An 18429-nucleotide genomic window follows, 5' to 3' on the forward strand; every position below is an offset into this window, starting at 1 on the left:
TCCTACCGTTCAGACCATTCTTCGGAAAAACTATAGCCGACTCCCCACACGGTTAGAATGTACCGAGGCCGGCTGCTATCATCCTCGATTTTAGCCCGCAGCCGATTAATGTGGGAATTTACGGTATGTTCATATCCTTCGTGTGAGTACCCCCACACGGTATCTAAGAGTGCGGCACGGGTATAGACCTGGCCAGGGTGTTGGGCAAAGTGGAGCAAGAGGTCAAACTCTTTGGCCGTTAACTCGATCGATCGACCGCGCAGCTGAACCTTTCGTTTATCAACCTCGATCACGAGGTCGCCTGCGCGAATGGTGAGGGGCTTGGCGAGAGGAGCCTGTGCACGAAGCGCGTCCATACGCCGAAACAAGGCTTTCACTCGTGCAAGAAGCTCCAAGATGCTGAAGGGCTTGGTGAGGTAGTCATCTGCACCGACTTCCAGGCCCAACACCAGATCCAGTTCTGTCGATTTGGCTGTGAGCATCAGGACAAGACTGTACTTCGATGAGGCGCGCAGTTTTCGGCACACTTCTAGTCCATCCATTCCAGGAAGCATCAGATCGAGAATGATCAAGTCATAGGACTTGGCAAGGGCCTGCTGAAGTCCTGCTGGACCGTCCTGTGCCACATCGACTTCATACCCTGTATCGCGCAGATGGAGCTGCACTAGCTGGGCAATGTCAGGATCATCTTCAACGACAAGAATTGTACGAGACGCCATATCTTCTCCAGCTTGTCCACCGCCAACCAATTGACAATGACCTACCCAGCGTCCGTGCGAGTGATCCAGTACTCGCACGGACGCGACCGTCCTCAGCCACGGAGAGGCCCCGCCTACACGGGGCCTCTCCGTGGTCCTGAGACTAGGGACCTGATGGCGCGAGCGGTTATCGCGCAATAAGTCCATTGGCCCCATTAGGGAGGCCAGAAACGCCAGTCCCTTGGGTCAAACGCCCATTCCAACGATTGACCCGAAAGACCTCAAGGGAATCGGATCCTGCATTCAGCACATACAAGAACCGACTGTTCTTGTTCAATGCCATGTCAATGGGGCCAGCCCCGGTGGGCGTTGCCACCGCTTCCTGTAACGTGAGCCGCCCCGCACCTCCCACTCGATAACTGGAAATGTTGTTACTGCCGGTATTACTGGCATACGCAAACTTTCCATTTTTAGTAATCACGATCCAGCACGCGGCCGATTGGGTGGTGCCGATCGACCCGCTCCGGACGTTCAATTGTCCATCGCGTAGGAGGTACGACGAGACGGCCGATGCATTCGGTGCGCCTCCGAAAGCCTCACTGACCACCAATACCCCTCGCGGAGTAAAGGCAAAGCCAAACGGGGTTTGGCCGTTGGATCTCTGTGAAACCGGCGCAGATGCTACACCGTCCTCATCCACCGCATAGGTGTCAATGATGTTTGTTGCTTTTTCTGTCACGACCAGCGTATCTCCCGAGAGATTGAACGAGATTTGCGCCGGCGCGGTGTTGGCCCCACTGAGCGGCTGATTCGAGCCAGCGATCGGCTTCAGCTTGTTGTTCTGCGTCAGCTCGAACCCCGCAATATTGCCCACCCCCGGCCCTCCTGCATTTAATACATAGACATAATCCTCATGCGTGGCAACGCTGATAGGGCTGATTCCCCCGGAAGACACTCGGTCTACCAGCTTCAGGGAACGTCCGTTGATTTCGAACACTGAGATATCATTACTGCCAGGATTCACGACTAAAAGGGCATCGCCATCACCGCTGAAGGCGAGGGCACCTTGATTACCCAGTCCACCTCCTGACCCCTTTCCCCCTGTGGGAAACGATCCAGCAGGAACCAGGGTGTCTCCATGCTGCCTGAAAATCAAGACGGCATTGTCGCCTGTCTGATTCGACATGGTGTAGACCGTTGGCCATTGCCATTCATCGTTGGCGAATACCGAGCCGGTCACCCACCCGGAAAGAGTGATCGCCGTTGCCAGCGCACCCATGATCAATTTACGTATCATCCCATCCTCCTTAGTTTATGGATAAATTGCAAGAAATCGACCCTTCCACGATAGCGTCGCCATGTCACGCCGTTCTCGCGAAAGCATCACATTTCTGTCACAAAGTTGAGGCTTGGGACGTTGGTCTCCGGACCCCAGAAGGATGATGGAATGTGTGGGATTCGACTACAGGTGTGTGTGAACGTCGTTCCCTCAAAGAGCAGAGGGCTGGAAATGAGATCAAGGCGTGTTATGTAGCTCTTCTTAGCGAGCTTTCATAAACACAATATCGCCGTAGTAGGCGGTGGCTCGTTCCTTCGTGTTATCCGTATCGCTCATGATGGCAATGCCGTTGATCATCGGCGGCTCTTCTCCAAAGGCCTTCTTGTAATCTTCGTAGATGTTACGGGACTCTTCGATCCAGGTATCGAGTTTTTGTGGCCCGCTCTCAACCACCACCATTTTGACGAAATCCGTATAAGCATTGTCGATAATCGCCCCAACGGGAGCCTTGGTTTCCCACACGTAATTGATGGCTCCGATCGGAATATCTCCAAACAGAGCTTGGCCTGCCTTGTACTTGAGCTTCTTGCCGAAACTGACCTTGTCCGGGTCATATTCAAAGGTAATATAAATCCGGGCCGGATAGTCGTCCCCGTCTTTTCGCGTGACATCGCTCTTCTGGAGTAAATTCTGAACCTTCCACCGCCATCGCACGATCGGAAAGTTCTTCGGATCGATCCTGATTTCCTTGGTTAAGCCGGATGCCGATGCATCGCTCGTGGCCTTGACGACTACTTGCGCCTCGTCTTTCACCAGTTCGTACGTCGTCAGCTTCGGAATCTTCTTGAAGGTCAACGGCTTCCAGTCGTCCGGCAAACTCGTGCCCGGTTCACTTGCGGAAAATTTCCCCACCTCAAGCACAGCACTGCCCTCTGCCCGCGCGGAGGTGACCGGCAACAGCGCGCACAACATGACCAGCATGGATGCCAACATATTCCGTCTCATTGTGTGAGTCTTCATACTACCGTTTCCTCCACGCACACAGCTCGTTATATTGTCGAACACTCATTAGGTTTCTTACAGCCTAACCCATGATTGCGGTGATTGTTCAGCGAGGCATTGAAAAGGAGATCTATCCCCCAAGCGTAGATTTTGGTAACACTATCGGATGCAGGGGTGACAATACCAGTGAGGCAAGCCGTGACAGATCGTGCACTTTCCAGTACGGAGAACATCACCACCGCATATTCCAGATAGACGCAGCGGCGAGCAAGTTTTGGATTGCCGCATCAATTGTTCAGCACTCAGAACTCCTCCGAGAAAGAGAAAGATGGATAAGGCACAGTGGAATGAGTGGTTGGTGTATCTCCTCAACCGACCCCTTGCTTACGGACTCCTGGAGTTATCACGACGCCTTGGAGATGTCGTGTACTTGCCGCGCATTGGCCACGTGATCAGTGATGCCGAGATCGCTCTCGACGTTCTGATGGACACCGAGCACTTTGATTCTCATTCCCCTGGTAGCCTGGGTTTTCTTGTGACTCAGGCGCTTGGGCCGTATGCACTTCTCAACATGGACGGACCAGAGCACAAGGATCTGAAGCGAAGGCTGCAGGAGGTATTTTCGTCGAAATATATTAAAGCGCTTATCGGGTCGGCCACGAATGACATCGTGAATGAGTTCCGAGGGAATCTGCTAGCCGGACGAATGGTTGACGTGGTGGAGTTTATGAAGGACTTCTCGAGCCGGATGGCTTGCGAATTGATCGGGGTCAGGGTCGACCCACATAATGAACGAGGGGTCTATGCGGATATGTTTACCCTGGCCACCGAATTCACTGCTCTGGCCGGTCTTGGTAAGCCCAGACTATCTGCAAGCGACCTGAAGAACGCAACGCGGATTGTCGAGCAACTGTCGGCACATATCCTGGAAAGTTATGAAGACAAGGATATTCGCGACGAATCGCTGACTCAGCAAATGCGATCTCACGGGTTCACGTTTGAAGAAGCGAAGGGCGTGGTGATCATCGTGATGATTGGTGCCACAGAACTCATCACCTACGGCATGCCGCGAGTTCTCACGCTATTGGTTGATTCCGGGCAAATTGAGAAGCTACGCGAGAAGCCTGAGCTGCTTGAGCGGGCCGTCGATGAAGGCTTTCGACTTGTGACGCCGTCCAACGTCGTCCTTCGCGCCGTAGTAGCTGATTGTCAGATTCGCGGCCATCACTTTCGCAAGGGAAGACGGGCGCTCATCGTCTTTAACAATATGATGAAACAAGAGAAACACTTTCCCAATGCGACTCGCTTTGACATTGAACGCGCGATCGATTCACGATTTCGCCGTCTCCCTTTTGGAGCCGGCGCCCACACCTGTCTAGGGACAGGCCTCGCCATCGCCGAAGCTCGTAAAGTACTTGAGGCACTGATGTCGGTTGAGGGCGAATACGAAATCCTCAGCCGCCGGTACAACCGCGGTCAGACCTACCCTGGCTACTCATCCTTGCTCATTCGGGTGCGGCGGCCACGTCTTCCATAACTGATCAGTCTTTCCGAAGGACTACGGCCATATACATGGTTTGGCCTGACTCAAGCTCATACCGCATCGCCGTACCTTCCATCGCATAGGCGCCGCGCGCGAAGGTCTTGAACGGACCTCTGACTCGTCGTTGAAGCAAGTCCAACTTCCGCCCCTCGTCCAACTCGAGTGCGCGAACCACATTGGCGGTAATATCCTCTTGCCTCAGAAGCCGTAATGAGCTTTCCGCCAGTTCAGCCTGCATACGTTCCAGGGCACCTCCTCGTCGTGAGGCAAAGCCTGCAAAGAGGAGTTCTCCTCCAGGCCGAAGCACACGATACACCTCCGACAGAAAGCGTGGGATTGAACGATAGCAGTGGGCACTCTCAATGTTGAGCACAACATCGAAACTCAAAGCCTCAAAAGCAAGATTCTCCGCGTCTCCTTGTACATACTCCAGCCCTGTGTCTGTTTGGTGATGTGCACGTGCTAACGTTGTGGCACTTTGAGAGATATCCAGCGCAATGAACGTCTTTGGTTTGAGGGTCCGTGCGAGGTAGGCCGCGCCGCCTCCGCGTCCGCTACCAATCTCGATCACATCAAGGTCGGTTAGCCTATCTCCTCGCGATCCCAAGGTAGCCACATATCTGTAGAGTTGTAACGCAAAGCGTTCCGTGTCATGGAGTCCGACGCTCTGGGGATGCTCATCGGACCCCAGTTCCGCATAGCCATAGTTCATGGTCGTCCACTCGCCAAATGGATAGCGCCGCGCAAGATACTCGTAAAGCAGGCGTGAGCCAATACGCTTAGCCTGTCCAGCAACAAGGCCATGACCGCGCGCACCAGTCACATAGCGCCAGGGGTGAAGCGCACTAGAGGACATGCGTTTCAACCACGCACAGGCTGTTTGAGGAGTATGGCTCGCACTGGAAGGTGAGTTGTGACTCATAGATTTGAAACCAACAGGCTAAAACATTAATCGCGTGACACAATCTTTTCAGACATGGGCAATGACCGTTCAGTGTTGATACACAAATCCACCAAACAAGAATTTGCTCGCTTCGGCGCCCAATATGAGAACGCGTTGCCCTTTTTTCAGGTTCCCAGATCGGCGTAGCAGATCGAGACTGACCCAAATCGCCGCTGACCCCAGATTCCCCAGTTTGTCCGCGGTGACATAGATCTTCTCTTCGGGCACGTCAAAGTATTGGCTGAAAAGATGGGCCAGATGTCCATTGGCCTGATGGGGCAAAATCCAATCAAACTCCCCCAGAGAATGTCCGCGTTGCACCATAGCCTCGACGCCACGCACGAACAGCTCTCCCCCATGCTCTCGCACGGTTTGCACGTGATGTCGAAACACAGGCACCTGCATGCTGCACTGCGGCTGAGAAGACCCCCCGCCTTCAATGAAGAATCCTGGTTCCCGCCCAAGACCAATCTGACCGAGAAAGATATGAGAGATGATCTGGTCCTCAGATCCATCGTCCTGCCCAACGACCACAGCGCCGGCGCCATCACCCATCTGGACGTAATTCACGAGTTGTTCATTGCTAAGAAACGCATCGGACATGCCAAAATACGGAGACCCGGTTTCACTTCCGACAATCGCGATTGCCTGAAGGGCGTTTGCGGCTGCCATTGCCGACGCGATCTGCAACCCGTTGGCAAAACCAGTACATGCCTGACGCAGTTCCAGATAAGGACCCGTGTACTGAAGCTCGTCGGCAACCCACGCGATATTGGGTGGCAAAAGGGTGTGAGGGGATGATGTATGGCCAATAAGGTAATCGACCGAAGCGATGTCGATTCCCGCTTCCACCATCGCTTCGAAAAGCGCAGCGTGGCACAACTGCGGCGCCTGCATGGTGATACGTGTGCCACTGAGTGGAACGTGTAAATCGCGGCTGACATGACGATGGGTGATCCCAAGCCGATAGGCAATACTTCTGGCACGTCGCCCCGCGCGAGGATGGCAGGCGCTCTCCAGCGCTTCACACAACGTTTCATTGCTGACCGGAGGCCCCGGCAGGCTCCGACCAGTACCGAGCAGCTTCAGGCGTTTCGCCGCAAAGTGCGCAGCCGTCACAGCGCTCCCCTCTTGATACGAGCAAATAACAAGCCCGCGTCTATGCCAATATCCTCAAAGGAATCGGCCACGTTCTCAAGCATGCGTGTCAGGCCGCCACGAACGAGTTCCCCCAAGCGCGAATAGTCATCACGGGAAAGGCCCAAGGCAAACGCATGTTGGCGGCTGATCGATACATGCCGTGCTTCGTCCTGCCGAATGCGTTCAACCAGCCGACCAATCATACTGTTGCCGCCTACCGCACTATGCTGCATGCACCACATGATGGCGCACACGGCACTATCCAATTGCGCTATTTGTCCAAAATGATGAGCGACGGTTTCTGCTCGTCCTAGGCACGCGAAGTACGCCTGCGACCGTCGTCTAATCGCATGTTCGTCACTGCTAGCTGGTAGTTTGGCGCGTAATACTTGCAAACTCGCCTCGTGGGAAATCTCGTCATTCTCGATGCTGTGAAACAGTATTGAGCTCACACTCAGAGCCTTGCGTGTCAAATGTCCGTCTTCAGTTTGAAAGATTGTGATGGCGGATTGTTCCCCGCACAACAAGGCCGGCGCTAACCTGGCCAGCGCTTCCTGATGCCTGCTGTTTATCACCAAGGGAGAAGCAGAGAAATCCTCACTCCATTGAGTGAACCAGGTCCGCATTGGGGTCGGACGCAGCCGCGGAGGAGCAAAGCAGCGGAACACTGTTCCCGGAATGTGTGCGCTACCGTGAGACACTGGCCAGGCAACAAGAGGATTCGTGTTGTTCATGAAACCCTTATGACACCGGTCACTGAAGGAGGTGTTATTAAATAGGTACGTTGTAGCAATGCAGGCAGAACGAGAAGATCCGTTGCTAAGGCGACCAAGATGATGGAGACAGAAAGACTACTCATGGCCAGAATAGGAGCGAAATCGGAAAACAAGCCGATCAACAACCCCATTGATAACGTCATCGTCGTGATGATCAGAGCCGGTCCAACCTGGTTGAGCACCGCCGGGATGACCATGTCGCTCTGAGTCTGACGCAGTCGCCGATACCTCGCCAGAAGGTAGATCGTATCATCCACAATGATGCCCAGGATCATGCCCAGCACCACCGCTCCCCCAAGAGCGATATTGCCATCCACCAGCGCCCACAGCGCATACGCTACGAGAACAGGAACAACATTGCACACGACACCGATCCACGCGGCCTTTACAGAGCGTAAAATCAATCCGGCAATGAGAGCGATCACGACAAGCGCGATACCGAGTGAGTAGACCATACTGGCCGCGTTTCTCTGACCAAGATGGGCAAACGTGAGATTGGCCCCAGCACCGCCTTGATAGGAAAAAGGCGTGAGATGACGATCAAGCCAGGCACGGACCCGGTCATCGAACGCAATCATGGTTCGCGCATCAAGGGTTTTGAGATAGACCGCAGCATGAATCGCCGAGTAGTCTTCGGATACATGATGCTGCAGCGACAAGGCAGCAGGCGTGTTCTCCTGCGCAATTCGTTGATATCGCATCAATGATGATGCATTTCGCACACCCATCCCTTGGCGAACTCGAGGAAGATCGGCAATGGTCACCACACGGTTTACCTCTGGCTGTGTACGCAGCCAGAGTGAGAACGCTTCCATCCTTTCAAGAAACATCTGCTGGAAAACCCCGTACGGTAGGCCCGTCTCGAGAGAATAGCTAATCGTATTCACACCGCTGAACTCTTTATCAATAAGCCTGGTATCTTGGCGGAACTCATGGCTATCCGGGAAATATTCAAACACATTGTCGTTAATCTCATTGCCAAACACTCCCACAGCGGAAAGAAGAGCCACCAGAGTAAACGATGTCAGGATCGATCGAGAATTAGTGGTAATGAATCGAATCAACAGGGGAATCTGAAACACGGCGTGCAAATCGAGACCTCTATTCACCTTCACGCCGCACAGCAATACGGGCAAGAGAATCACCGTCAACAGGAACGACAACGTAATGCCGAACGCAACAATATATCCAACAGTCCGCACCGGCGGTGAGGGACTGAATGCAAGTCCTAGGAATCCCAAGATCGTGGTGAAGCTGGTAAGAGCGAGTGGCAACAAATTGAGTGTCATTGCATACCGGACGCTCTCCATTGGATTTTGCCCGTCCATACGGCTATAGAGATAGGATGTGGTGAAATGAACGGCGCTGGCGATGGCCATGCTGGCAATAATCACGGGGACATACACAGCGATCGACGCCAGCTCGAATTCCAACCAACCGGCAACTCCGAAGGCACCCACCACTGCGAGAAGGGCGTTGAGGAGGATGGAGACGGCGACCCAAAAGCTGGAAAAGAGTACCCAGAGGGTCGCCAGGAAAAGCAGGATCAGGGCCGGCAAGAACATCTTCAAATCGTGTCGAACCACCAGAACATAGGCCTCTTTCAGGGCTAACGTACCAGTGTAGTGGGCAATGATTGGAACCTGAGCGAGGTTGATCTCTTTCTTGACGAAGGCCCGCAGTTGCGCCATGGCATTCAGCAGAACATCGGCGTTCCCGTCGCCGGGCAGGGAAAAAGTTATTTCAATAAGCGCGAACCGACCATCTTCCGACAATAGCAGGCGGCGTATATATTCATCACTCAACAAACGGTCACGGTTGAGATAGAGGAAAGCGGGCTTGGGTGAGGTGGTTCCATCATTTCCCGAATCATGCCCCTCAATCTGGATGGCATCGATTTCCGGATAGACATCAACAAAGTCAGCAATGGAACTGACGCGCTTAATAAATGGGAGGGTTTGCTCAGCGGCTCTGATACGATCGATGACCGCATAATGGGCGGGAACGAGCATGTCGTGTTTCAAACTCTCGAGAATAATAATGACGCTTTCGTCGCTGGCGTACTTAACAGCCAGATCTTTGTTGACGGCAAGCAGCGGATCATTGGTGTCGAAATAGGCGTCGTAACTGGCGTTCAAGCGCAGGCCGCTGGCGCCGTACCCAAGAGCGGCAATCACTACTAGGATGGCGGCAACGGTAACCCATGGGTGCTTCAGGGTTGTCGCGAGCAACATCAGGACCTGTCGGCTAGACCTTTTAACTTCTCAGCCCAATGGTCGTCAGCTTTTCTGATGTTGCCAGAGAGATCTTCGAGCCAGTTGTCTCTGACGCGCAGACTATAATTGAGGTAAAGTTTGCCTGCATCGATGGTCCACGCTTCGGGAGCCGTTGAGGCTATGAAACCTTTGCTCATCGCATAGGCGCAATACCCCCCGTATTGGGGCATGTACGCCTCAGGGTTATTGGCGAATAGGTCGCGGTTCATTTTGTTCTCAAAGTGCCATGTTGCTCCTGCAGTTTGGTGCGTGAACTGGGCGCTTCCTTTGACTGGCCTGTTTTGGCTGAAGTAGGCCACTGAGTCATAGCCGTGGATCGCAACATCATCTGTGGTGAACGTCCTGCTTTCCAAGGTGGTGCAGCCCACACTGGTAAACACCAGTAGGGTTAGGAAATAAAGGAGTCTCATGCGTATCCTAACATCTCCGTTCCGTTTATGGACTATCGCTACCTGGGCAACAGATCTGTCTTTTTAGCCGATCAACCGCTATACCAAGAATCAACTCTTAATGAGGGCGTTCTGCGGCCGCGCGAGCACAGAAGATCTTCAGGCTCCATCCCCCTCATCCCCTTCTCATCCATACGAACAGCTTGGTCAGAATGTTTTTTGTGCTCTGTGTAAAGTGAGCTTTGCGCCAGAGGTTGACCACCTTTTTATTTACCTCGGCTTGGGTAGGATAGGGATGGATGGTCCCGGCGATCGTTTTGGCTCCTCCGCCCGCTTTCATCGCCACGGAGAATTCACTGATCATCTCGCCGGCATGGGCTGCGACAATCGTGGCGCCCACAATCTTGTCCGTCCCTTTCTGGATGTGAATTCTGGCGAACCCTTCGTCCTCTCCATCCAAGATAGCCCGATCAACCTCATCCAATTTATATGTATAGGTTTCCACCTCGAGGCCCTTTTCCTTCGCGTTCTTCTCATACATTCCGACATGGGCAATTTCTGGATCAGTGAACGTACACCAGGGCATGTTCACCGAGTCGATGCTGGCGTACCCCAACCCGAAGGGGTGAGGAAACAGCGCATTCTGGATGACGATTTGGGCCATGGCATCAGCGGCATGTGTAAACTTATAGCGAGAGCAGACGTCGCCCGCCGAGTAGATATTCGGATTCGATGTCTGCAATCTGGCATCGACCTTGATCCCGTTCTTGTCATATACGACTCCAGCTGCTTCCAATCCGATCTTCTCCACATTGGGTGTCCGTCCGACTCCGACAAGAATTTCATCGACTATCACGTCATGCCGCCGGTCATGTGACTCGACGGTCAGCTGTTTGCCGTTATCTGTCTTGTGTACCGTCAACTCTTTTCCGCAACAAAGCAGCGTCACACCGTCGCGCAACATCTGTTGTTCGACGATATCGGCTGCGTCGCGATCCTCGTTCGGCATGATGCCGTGCCCGGCTTCGATCAGATAGACGTGGCTTCCGAATCGGGCAAAGGACTGTGCCAATTCGCATCCGATCGGTCCTGCCCCGATGACGCCGATACGCGGCGGCAGTTCCGTCAAAGAGAACACAGTTTCATTGGTGAGATACCCGGCCTCCTTCAAGCCAGGCGTCGGGAGCGTTGCGGCACGTGCTCCTGTGCAAATAGCTGCTTTTGCAAAGGTCAGGGTTCGATGTCCTGCCGGACCTTCGACCTGGATCGTGTCAGAACCGGTAAATCGACCGCTGCCGATGTACACGTCGACGCCGAGTTTCGTATAGCGCTGGGCAGAGTCGTTGTGACTAATGCGGGCACGCAGCTTGCGCATCCGAGCCATGACCGCACCGAAGTCATACGTCACCCCGGCGGGAATATGGACGCCGTATTCCGTGGCCTTCCGTAGATCCGCCCAGGCCCTCGCTGCTCGGATCATGCCTTTCGACGGGACGCATCCGACATTGAGACAGTCCCCACCCATCAAATGTTTCTCGATCAATGCGACCTTGGCTCCAAGGCTCGCGGCGATGACGGCCGTGATCAATCCGGCAGTTCCCGCTCCAACCACGACGATGTTGTAGCGGCCGGTCGGCTCGGGATTGACCCAGTCAGACGGATGCACATTGGCAACAAGCTGCTGATTATACTCATCGTTCGGAAGGATCAGAGACTGATCGTGCTCATTCATTCCAGCGATCCTTAGTAGAGGCTCGGTCATCATAGCGAGACATCCTTCGTTGTGAATTGTCACTCGATGGATAGTTCATCACGCTCGTTTGGCCGTCACTCTCTTATAAATGACGGGCACCAATGCCAGGAATCCCAGCAGCACAAAGGCACCAATCACGTTCGGCGATGCAATTTCCTGTAACGAATTGATCGTCCCAAGTTGGCGTCCCGCATAGGCATAGACGAACGAACCGGGAATGATGCCGAGTGCCGTCGCGGCGATATAGGTCCCGACGTTTACGCGCGTGAGTCCAGACACAAGGTTCACCACGAAGAAAGGGAAGAGTGGGATGAGTCGCAAGGTCAACAAGTAGCTGAACGCGTTCTTGGCAAATCCCTCTTGGAATGGCCCGAGCCACTTGCCGAACTTCTGTTCGACCGTATCCCGTAACAAATGCCGAGCGGTCAGAAACGCCAGTGTTGCACCTGTAGTCGCCCCGACATTAATGAACAGCGCCGCCATGGTGGCACCGAACAAGAACCCACCGGCCAAAGTCAGAATGACTGCGCCCGGCAACGACAACCCTGCAACGATCACATACGCAGCGATGAAGATCCCCACCGCTGAGACAAAGTTGGCATCCGTGAATGCCAGCAAACTGTCTCGATTGTCTTTCAACGCGGTCAACGACAAGAACTGTCCGAAATCGAAATAGAAAAACGCACCGATGGCCAGCACGATCGCCAGCGCAATAACGATCTTGCCTGGGCTTGGCTTCTTAGATTCAACGTGAGGTGAAATCTGGGTGGTCATAATGGCATCCTGGCGTATCATGGTGGCTCCCCTTGATTCTGTCAACGAGATAACCGGTTGGCTTGATCGTATGTCGAAGAAGCGTCTAAAATCTTACAGGATGCCGACCGCAGTGGAAATCCTAGAACACTGGCCAGATGGTGACTATCGATTCTCCCAGGAAATCACAACAGGGTTTATCGGTAAAGGCTTGCGGTATTCATCCCCTCCGCGCAGCCAGAAAGATGTTGTCACGCCTGCCTCTCGTCTCGTACTCTATCGCTAGGAGGCCGTCATGGACGAATCAAGCAAATTGACCAGGACCAAAGAACAATGGGCCAAGGCTCGTCGAGGTGGAGAAGAACGCGAAGTGTTCTATGCAGGAGATGAGCGCCTCCCTCCCGGCCAACACCTCGTTGACAACTTTCCCGTGCTGGATCTCGGCTTCAAGCCCGAGATTCCTTTAGGCGAATGGAGACTCAGCATCGGCGGATTTGTCGCCACCCCTCTTACCTGGACATGGGAACAATTCTTGGCACAACCCCAATTCAAAGACCGGTCGGATTTCCATTGCGTCACTTCATGGAGCCGTTATGACAACGACTGGGAGGGCGTGAGCTTCAAGCACATCATGTCCGTGGTGAAACCGCTGTCACTTGCCCGATTTGTCCTATTCAAGTCTTGCGACGATTACACCACGAACCTTCCGCTTGAAGCCTGTGACGATGACGATGTGCTGATCGCCCATAGCTGGAATGGCAAACCTCTCTCCCGAGACCATGGTGGTCCGGTCCGTGTGATCGTCCCCAAACGGTATGCCTGGAAGGGAGCGAAGTGGGTGAAGGAAATTACGTTTTCAGATAAAGATGAGAAAGGGTTTTGGGAAGTCCGCGGGTATTCGAACACCGGGTTTCCGTGGAAGAACGATCGCTATGGGTAGCGGTTATTTCTTGCTCCACCCACCAGGACCTTCGACGAAGTTTCCTGGTTTGGTATTCTGAACGGCTTTTTCTCCGGCGAGCGTTTCGACGGCTCGAATATTGGTGCTGTTTCGCTTTGCAATATCTTCATAGGCCTGCCGCCGTTTCCGATTCACGTCTTCGATCAATGCTTGGGCTTCGGCATTGGACGGGTTCACTGCCCCCAGGTAGCCATTGGCCTTTTCTCCGACCAACCCGTTTGCTTTCGCTTCATCCAATGAGAGTGCGAACGCAGACGAAGTGACTACTGCCCATATGATCGTCACACACACCGCGATGGTCAGCCGTGCAATGAACATCATGCCCTCCTGTAGCTAGAATAGTCCGCTGTCATTCGACAGAACCTGCTCCAAGTCCTTGTCGACTTTCAGCCGAATCTCGTGATCGATCTTCACATTGAGATTAATCGTAATCGGTTTGTCTGGCGCAGTCACCTCGACTCGCGGGGTGCAGGCACCCACGCTCAGGAGCAGAGAGAGCCACGCCAGTACTCCGGCACCTATCCGAATGGTTTCGCTCTGCATGGTCCGCCTCATAATGGTCCTACTCGTTTATACTTTCGTTCGATGGTCCCCTGGATATCTTCGACCAAGCGAAGGCTTTTGAGAAGCGTTGGGATGTGCTCTTGCACGGTCAGGTTGAAGTGAATCGGAGGGACACTTCGGAGGTCCGGATTCTTGCCTTCTAACCGAGCATTGAGATCCAACATTCCGGTTTCTCCGTATTTCACACCGACGCGCAAGTGCGAGTACTGAAAGTTGTTGAGCGCTTCTGCAACAAGCTGGACTGGCCGATCTGACTCTGTAAAGACCTTCGATGAATCGGACGTCGAGACGTACCGTATGACCCCTCCTGGAGGCTGTGCCTCGATCACTCCCTCTTTCACAATGACCCCACCCGACGTGATGGTGACGGGAAGCGTCCCATTGAGTGTGCCGGTTCCTTGAAGCCCCTTGTGTTGTTCCACGTTAAGAATTTTCGCAAGATCAAGATTTCGCAGAGAAAACGTTGTGGTGACCGGTGGTCTGGCTAAGTCTACCACAGGACCAGGATTACTGACTGTTCCTCCAAATGCTTCGCACTGGAAGTCTCTCACATCTATCATTGGCAGATCATCCGCCAATCTCCATTTTATTTGATAGGAGGCCATGAGATTGGTGACGTCAACACCACTCTGTACTGTCGCAACGGCGAGTGAGGCTGGTTGGGTCATGACAATTGATTCAAGCCCCTGGGTGTGTAACACCATCGTGGTGCTCAACCCTTTCACAATATAATCGGAGTAGTGGCCGGATAGTTTCTCGGCCACAATCTTCGAGGTTGCTGCGACGCTATTCATCATATTAATCCGGTCTCGGAAGCTGCTCGACCAGGAGGCATCAACAATGGCCGTAAACATTCCATCGGTCAGATCGGATGAAGAAGGAAGTCCCATGATCATCTTGCTGAGCCGCTGGTCCGTGCCATTAAACGTCAGCGGGCCGATGACACCATGCATGACTCCTTGCGCCGTCTGCAGGGGTTGCTCGATCCTCGCGGTCAGGAATCCTTCGTGTGTCGGGATATCGACTCGCAGGTCGGCCTTAAGGCCAACCTGATCTGCCGAGAATTGGACTATCCAATCACTCGTGGTAGGCGCCAAAAAACCAGTCTCCGGCCTGACCCCCTGGACCGACAACGTTCCGTGTGTGGTCCAAGCGGTCCTGGTTGTTTCTGTCCCCTGGAGCCTCAAGCTACCTCGCGTGAGACGAATGTTCCGACCGCTTAGTTTCATGGTCGGAGCTCCAATCGTCAAGATCATCTCTCCCCCGCTGCAGTGGACCGCTGTCAGATCGCATTCAACCGTCAACGGCTCTGACAAATTTAGCGTCACGCTGGAAATAAGCGCAGGGCCCTGTCCGATCTGTTTCGCCGTCACTGAAGATGGAGGTAACAGTATGCCACGCAGGTGTGTCCGATCTAGCTTCACTGTCCCTTGAACTCTTCCTGTCGCTTCCTTCGCTGAAAGCCTTTCAGTAATGGCCTTGGGAAGAATACCTTCCAGGTCATAGGCCCCTTCGGCCAATACCAACTCATAGCCAAGGCCCTCAGCACGGGTGGTTTCGAACTGTGCCACCAACGGCCCTGGTGTCCGACCGTAGGTCACATGCAATGGCCCTTGCGCCACCGTACGTATGGGCGTTTCTTTCCAATAGAGAGTCCCCTGCACAGGCTTGCTATTCTCAATCCGTACCGGCTGATCACCATGAGGAAGGATCAATCGGACCGCTTCGGGAATAATGCGTGGTTGGGTATTGATCGTCGCGGTCAGCAAGACACCGGGGCTTATGGCCCACTCCGCTTGAGTGGCATTCCCTCCGAATCTCCCCTCGTAGGCGATGGCAATATCCTTTGCCACGCCTTTCAGAGCGGGCAGCGTGACATTGACTCGCATCGTGCCATCAAGATGTGAGCGTTTGTCTTCCCACAACGAGCTGAGTGCAGCCTCTGCGGCAGCATTCCCCGCCCACTCTATCGCCACCTCTCCCGTGACTTTTTCCAGTTCGGGACCGATCGGGACAAGGAGTGCGATGAATGGAGCCAGTTCTTGCACATTGATCTCGAGGCGCCCATTGATCTGAATTTGTGAATCGTTCGGATGCGACTGCGACTGCGACTGCCAGGAAACGATCGGCGCCGCTTGCAGTCGCTGCGATGCTAAGATCACCGACCAGGTACTGGCAGAATGCCCAATTACGGTAAGGCCATAGGATGCGGTATCGCGTCCACGAAAGACGAGGTGACCACCAACCTCTCGGCCGCTATAGGTCAGATTGCCGTCAATCGTCACCCTGCGCAGCGGACCTGTTGCCTGTTCACGAAAGATGGTGAGATGATCCAGTTGCAACTCGTCGAATGGGAGGATCGGAAGACTGCGTAGGAGATCTCCTGCCGTCAACAATCGCCAGGGTGATTGCTCATCATCAGGCTGATCTGTATCTCGTCTATCTTGTGCGGTGGATTCGGTGGACTGCACGTTCAGCACATGGATGGCCGCGTCTCGCAATAAGATGCGACTGACACGCCCTTGAAGCAGTTTGGCCAGGTCATATCGTATTTCCGCATCTGTCAGCGAGACCATCAGTCGTTCTTCGCCCAAATCCTGTTGAAACGAAACCACCGGAATGCGCATATTCGTCAAGCCTGGATAGCTGAGCTGGAGGATCACATTGCTGTAGCCATAGTCACGAAGCCTATTCGCTAAGAGATAGGAAGCACTCAGCGGCAACAGTAAATAGCAGCTAAAGAGAGCTACCAATCCAAGGAGAAGGACTATCTGGTACCGTTGAGCCAACATTGTGTGCCTGATCCACCTCGATCACTTGCAATGGTTGTCAAATAAATCCTCAAGCCCTGTCAAGAGATCCAAACGGCTCTGCCATCGGACAGGATCCGATCGGACCTCTCTTTGGAACCGTGGACAGGGAGCCTTCGTGACGGAGGAGAACGGACGGTGCAGAGCTTATCCTGAAGTCGGAGGAGATTCAGCAGCCGGTTCCTCGCACTTCTTACAGCTCAGATGGGTGCCCAGATGTTGCTCACGCCCTGCGACGGTGAGTACCCACGGGCGATTGATGAAGGGGGGCTGATGCCGTACGTGCTGCCCATGACCACAGGTCAGATCGGCCACCCAATCGCCGTGTTCGTCCTGGTGATATCCAATGATCGGCTGTTGCATGGTACAACGATGCTCGTCTGACAGATGGAGGGCGGATGCAGATCAGAACGGCAAAGAAGTCACGGCATGTTCTCCGCAATGGTCCGTTTGGTACAGCGACCGGTTACCGTTTCTCGAATGGTAGTTCCGGCCGATGACCAGCGGGGAAATACCGCCAGTGCTTTGCCTCATCCTGATCGAAGCTTCCGACAAAGATGACGTCTCGATCGAGATATCGAAATTCCGAGAGACTCGTGTGACAGTTCTGTGAATCGATGACTCGTGCATCGTACTGCCCGACCACATACACTCTTCCCTTTGCTGCCTGATAAATGTTCCGTCGACCGGCATATCCGGTATCGGGAAACAAGTCTGTAGAGGAAGAACAACCGCTCATACTATTGACGTGCATGGTGAGAGTAAATCGCTGAAGGAATGGGTCTGTCGCCATTCTCGTGATAGTCAGCCGAAGTCCTGCTGACGAGATCTCAGCCGAAACCGGCTCGGGAGTGTTACTATTGCATCCGATGCAGAGGAGCACCGCACTTCCAGCGAGAGTAGACCATGAGCGCGTATTCACTTGGACGCCGGAACCTTTGGGGCCGCACCGATGGCATCAAGCCCCTCCTGAGCGCACACATCATCCAGATGGGCACCTGGTGCTCCACCGACACCGATTCCCCCGATCACTTCTCCGCTGATTTCGATGGGCAGTCCTCCGCCCAGGATAAGAATCTCGCCGTTGATGTCTCGAAGCGCCTGCAGCGTAGGGACTTTTATGATGAGATCGGCTAACTCGCTGGTTGGGCGTCGCAGACTGGCTGCCGTGTAGGCCTTCTTCCGGCTACTATCGACCGTGTGTGATCCGGCACCATCGGCACGTCCCAGTGCACGAAGCACGCCAGCTCGATCAACTACGGCCACGCTCACTCGATAGCCGTCTTTCTTGCAGGCCTCCAATGCGGCCTGAATTGCCTTATTCGCTGTCCCAAGTGGTAAGACAGATTCTTTTGGAAGCTCGTTTGCAGATGTTGACGGTGGCGCTGGTAGCCCTGCGAGAGACAGTATTATCGTTGCAGCAACGACTAGGCGACTCATTGAGTCCTGCACGAACGGAGGCATCATAGTCTCACCTACCCTTCCCTCTTCTGCACATTGAGACTACGGATGCGTAAAGACGCTGTCAAGAGACCCAAGAAC

General features: G+C 53.9%; 18 protein-coding genes. 2 read left to right on the top strand and 16 right to left on the bottom strand.

Features of this window, described 5'->3' with window-relative positions; translation table 11 throughout:
- Positions 1-2 precede the first annotated feature (2 nt).
- The 3 genes from E8D52_17425 to E8D52_17435 form a co-directional block, all read right to left on the bottom strand.
- Complete coding sequence (locus E8D52_17425; GenBank protein TKB66146.1) at positions 3-719, bottom strand: response regulator transcription factor; 717 nt, start codon at positions 717-719, stop codon at positions 3-5.
- 166 nt (positions 720-885) lie between these two features.
- Positions 886-1995 carry a lactonase family protein gene (locus tag E8D52_17430; protein ID TKB66147.1) on the bottom strand — a complete coding sequence of 370 codons (1110 nt, stop codon included), beginning with the start codon at positions 1993-1995 and terminating at the stop codon, positions 886-888.
- A gap of 243 nt (positions 1996-2238) precedes the next feature.
- Positions 2239-2970 (bottom strand): DUF3047 domain-containing protein, encoded by a 732-nt coding sequence (locus E8D52_17435; protein ID TKB66148.1) that lies wholly within the window; start codon positions 2968-2970, stop codon positions 2239-2241.
- A 337-nt stretch (positions 2971-3307) separates the two neighbouring features.
- Between E8D52_17435 and E8D52_17440 the strand changes: the two genes are divergently transcribed.
- Positions 3308-4516, top strand: coding sequence for a cytochrome P450 (locus E8D52_17440; protein ID TKB66149.1), 1209 nt, complete (start codon positions 3308-3310; stop codon positions 4514-4516).
- A 4-nt stretch (positions 4517-4520) separates the two neighbouring features.
- Here E8D52_17440 and E8D52_17445 read toward each other — a convergent pair whose 3' ends face one another.
- The 7 genes from E8D52_17445 to E8D52_17475 all read right to left on the bottom strand — a co-directional run bounded on the left by E8D52_17445 (position 4521) and on the right by E8D52_17475 (position 12594).
- Positions 4521-5444, bottom strand: coding sequence for a class I SAM-dependent methyltransferase (locus E8D52_17445; GenBank protein ID TKB66150.1), 924 nt, complete (start codon positions 5442-5444; stop codon positions 4521-4523).
- Between the two features lie 69 nt (positions 5445-5513).
- Positions 5514-6584, bottom strand: coding sequence for a 3-oxoacyl-ACP synthase (locus tag E8D52_17450; protein ID TKB66151.1), 1071 nt, complete (start codon positions 6582-6584; stop codon positions 5514-5516).
- Positions 6581-7000, bottom strand: coding sequence for a hypothetical protein (locus tag E8D52_17455; GenBank protein ID TKB66152.1), 420 nt, complete (start codon positions 6998-7000; stop codon positions 6581-6583). Before E8D52_17455 ends, E8D52_17450 begins: the two co-directional genes overlap by 4 nt.
- A gap of 335 nt (positions 7001-7335) precedes the next feature.
- Entirely contained in the window at positions 7336-9615 is a 2280-nt protein-coding gene (locus E8D52_17460) for a hypothetical protein (protein TKB66153.1), read from the bottom strand.
- A complete protein-coding gene (locus E8D52_17465; GenBank protein ID TKB66154.1) occupies positions 9615-10067 on the bottom strand; it encodes a hypothetical protein in 453 nt (150 codons plus the stop codon). The genes E8D52_17460 and E8D52_17465 overlap by 1 nt, the downstream gene beginning before the upstream one ends.
- Before the next feature lie 154 nt (positions 10068-10221).
- Complete coding sequence (locus E8D52_17470) at positions 10222-11778, bottom strand: mercuric reductase (GenBank protein ID TKB66155.1); 1557 nt, start codon at positions 11776-11778, stop codon at positions 10222-10224.
- Positions 11779-11856: 78 nt separating this feature from the next.
- Entirely contained in the window at positions 11857-12594 is a 738-nt protein-coding gene (locus E8D52_17475; GenBank protein TKB66156.1) for a TVP38/TMEM64 family protein, read from the bottom strand.
- 253 nt (positions 12595-12847) lie between these two features.
- Between E8D52_17475 and E8D52_17480 the strand changes: the two genes are divergently transcribed.
- Positions 12848-13492, top strand: a complete 645-nt coding sequence (locus tag E8D52_17480; GenBank protein TKB66157.1) for a sulfite oxidase-like oxidoreductase — start codon at positions 12848-12850, stop codon at positions 13490-13492.
- A gap of 3 nt (positions 13493-13495) precedes the next feature.
- Here the strand turns inward: E8D52_17480 and E8D52_17485 are convergent, their stop codons facing one another.
- The 6 genes from E8D52_17485 to E8D52_17510 all read right to left on the bottom strand — a co-directional run bounded on the left by E8D52_17485 (position 13496) and on the right by E8D52_17510 (position 18327).
- A complete protein-coding gene (locus tag E8D52_17485; GenBank protein TKB66388.1) occupies positions 13496-13831 on the bottom strand; it encodes a DUF1318 domain-containing protein in 336 nt (111 codons plus the stop codon).
- 15 nt (positions 13832-13846) lie between these two features.
- Positions 13847-14068: a YnbE family lipoprotein gene (locus tag E8D52_17490; protein ID TKB66158.1), complete on the bottom strand. Its 222-nt coding sequence runs from the start codon at positions 14066-14068 to the stop codon at positions 13847-13849.
- Positions 14065-16869, bottom strand: coding sequence for a hypothetical protein (locus E8D52_17495; protein ID TKB66159.1), 2805 nt, complete (start codon positions 16867-16869; stop codon positions 14065-14067). Before E8D52_17495 ends, E8D52_17490 begins: the two co-directional genes overlap by 4 nt.
- A 165-nt stretch (positions 16870-17034) precedes the next feature.
- A complete protein-coding gene (locus E8D52_17500) occupies positions 17035-17250 on the bottom strand; it encodes a DUF3565 domain-containing protein (protein TKB66160.1) in 216 nt (71 codons plus the stop codon).
- A gap of 103 nt (positions 17251-17353) precedes the next feature.
- The gene (locus E8D52_17505; protein ID TKB66161.1) at positions 17354-17626 is read right to left on the bottom strand and encodes a hypothetical protein; all 273 of its coding nucleotides are present in this window, start codon (positions 17624-17626) and stop codon (positions 17354-17356) included.
- A 179-nt stretch (positions 17627-17805) separates the two neighbouring features.
- Complete coding sequence (locus E8D52_17510) at positions 17806-18327, bottom strand: heme-binding protein (protein TKB66162.1); 522 nt, start codon at positions 18325-18327, stop codon at positions 17806-17808.
- Positions 18328-18429 lie beyond the last annotated feature (102 nt).

It is taken from the genome of Nitrospira sp., assembly GCA_005116745.1.
Taxonomy (GTDB): Bacteria; Nitrospirota; Nitrospiria; order Nitrospirales; family Nitrospiraceae; genus Nitrospira_D.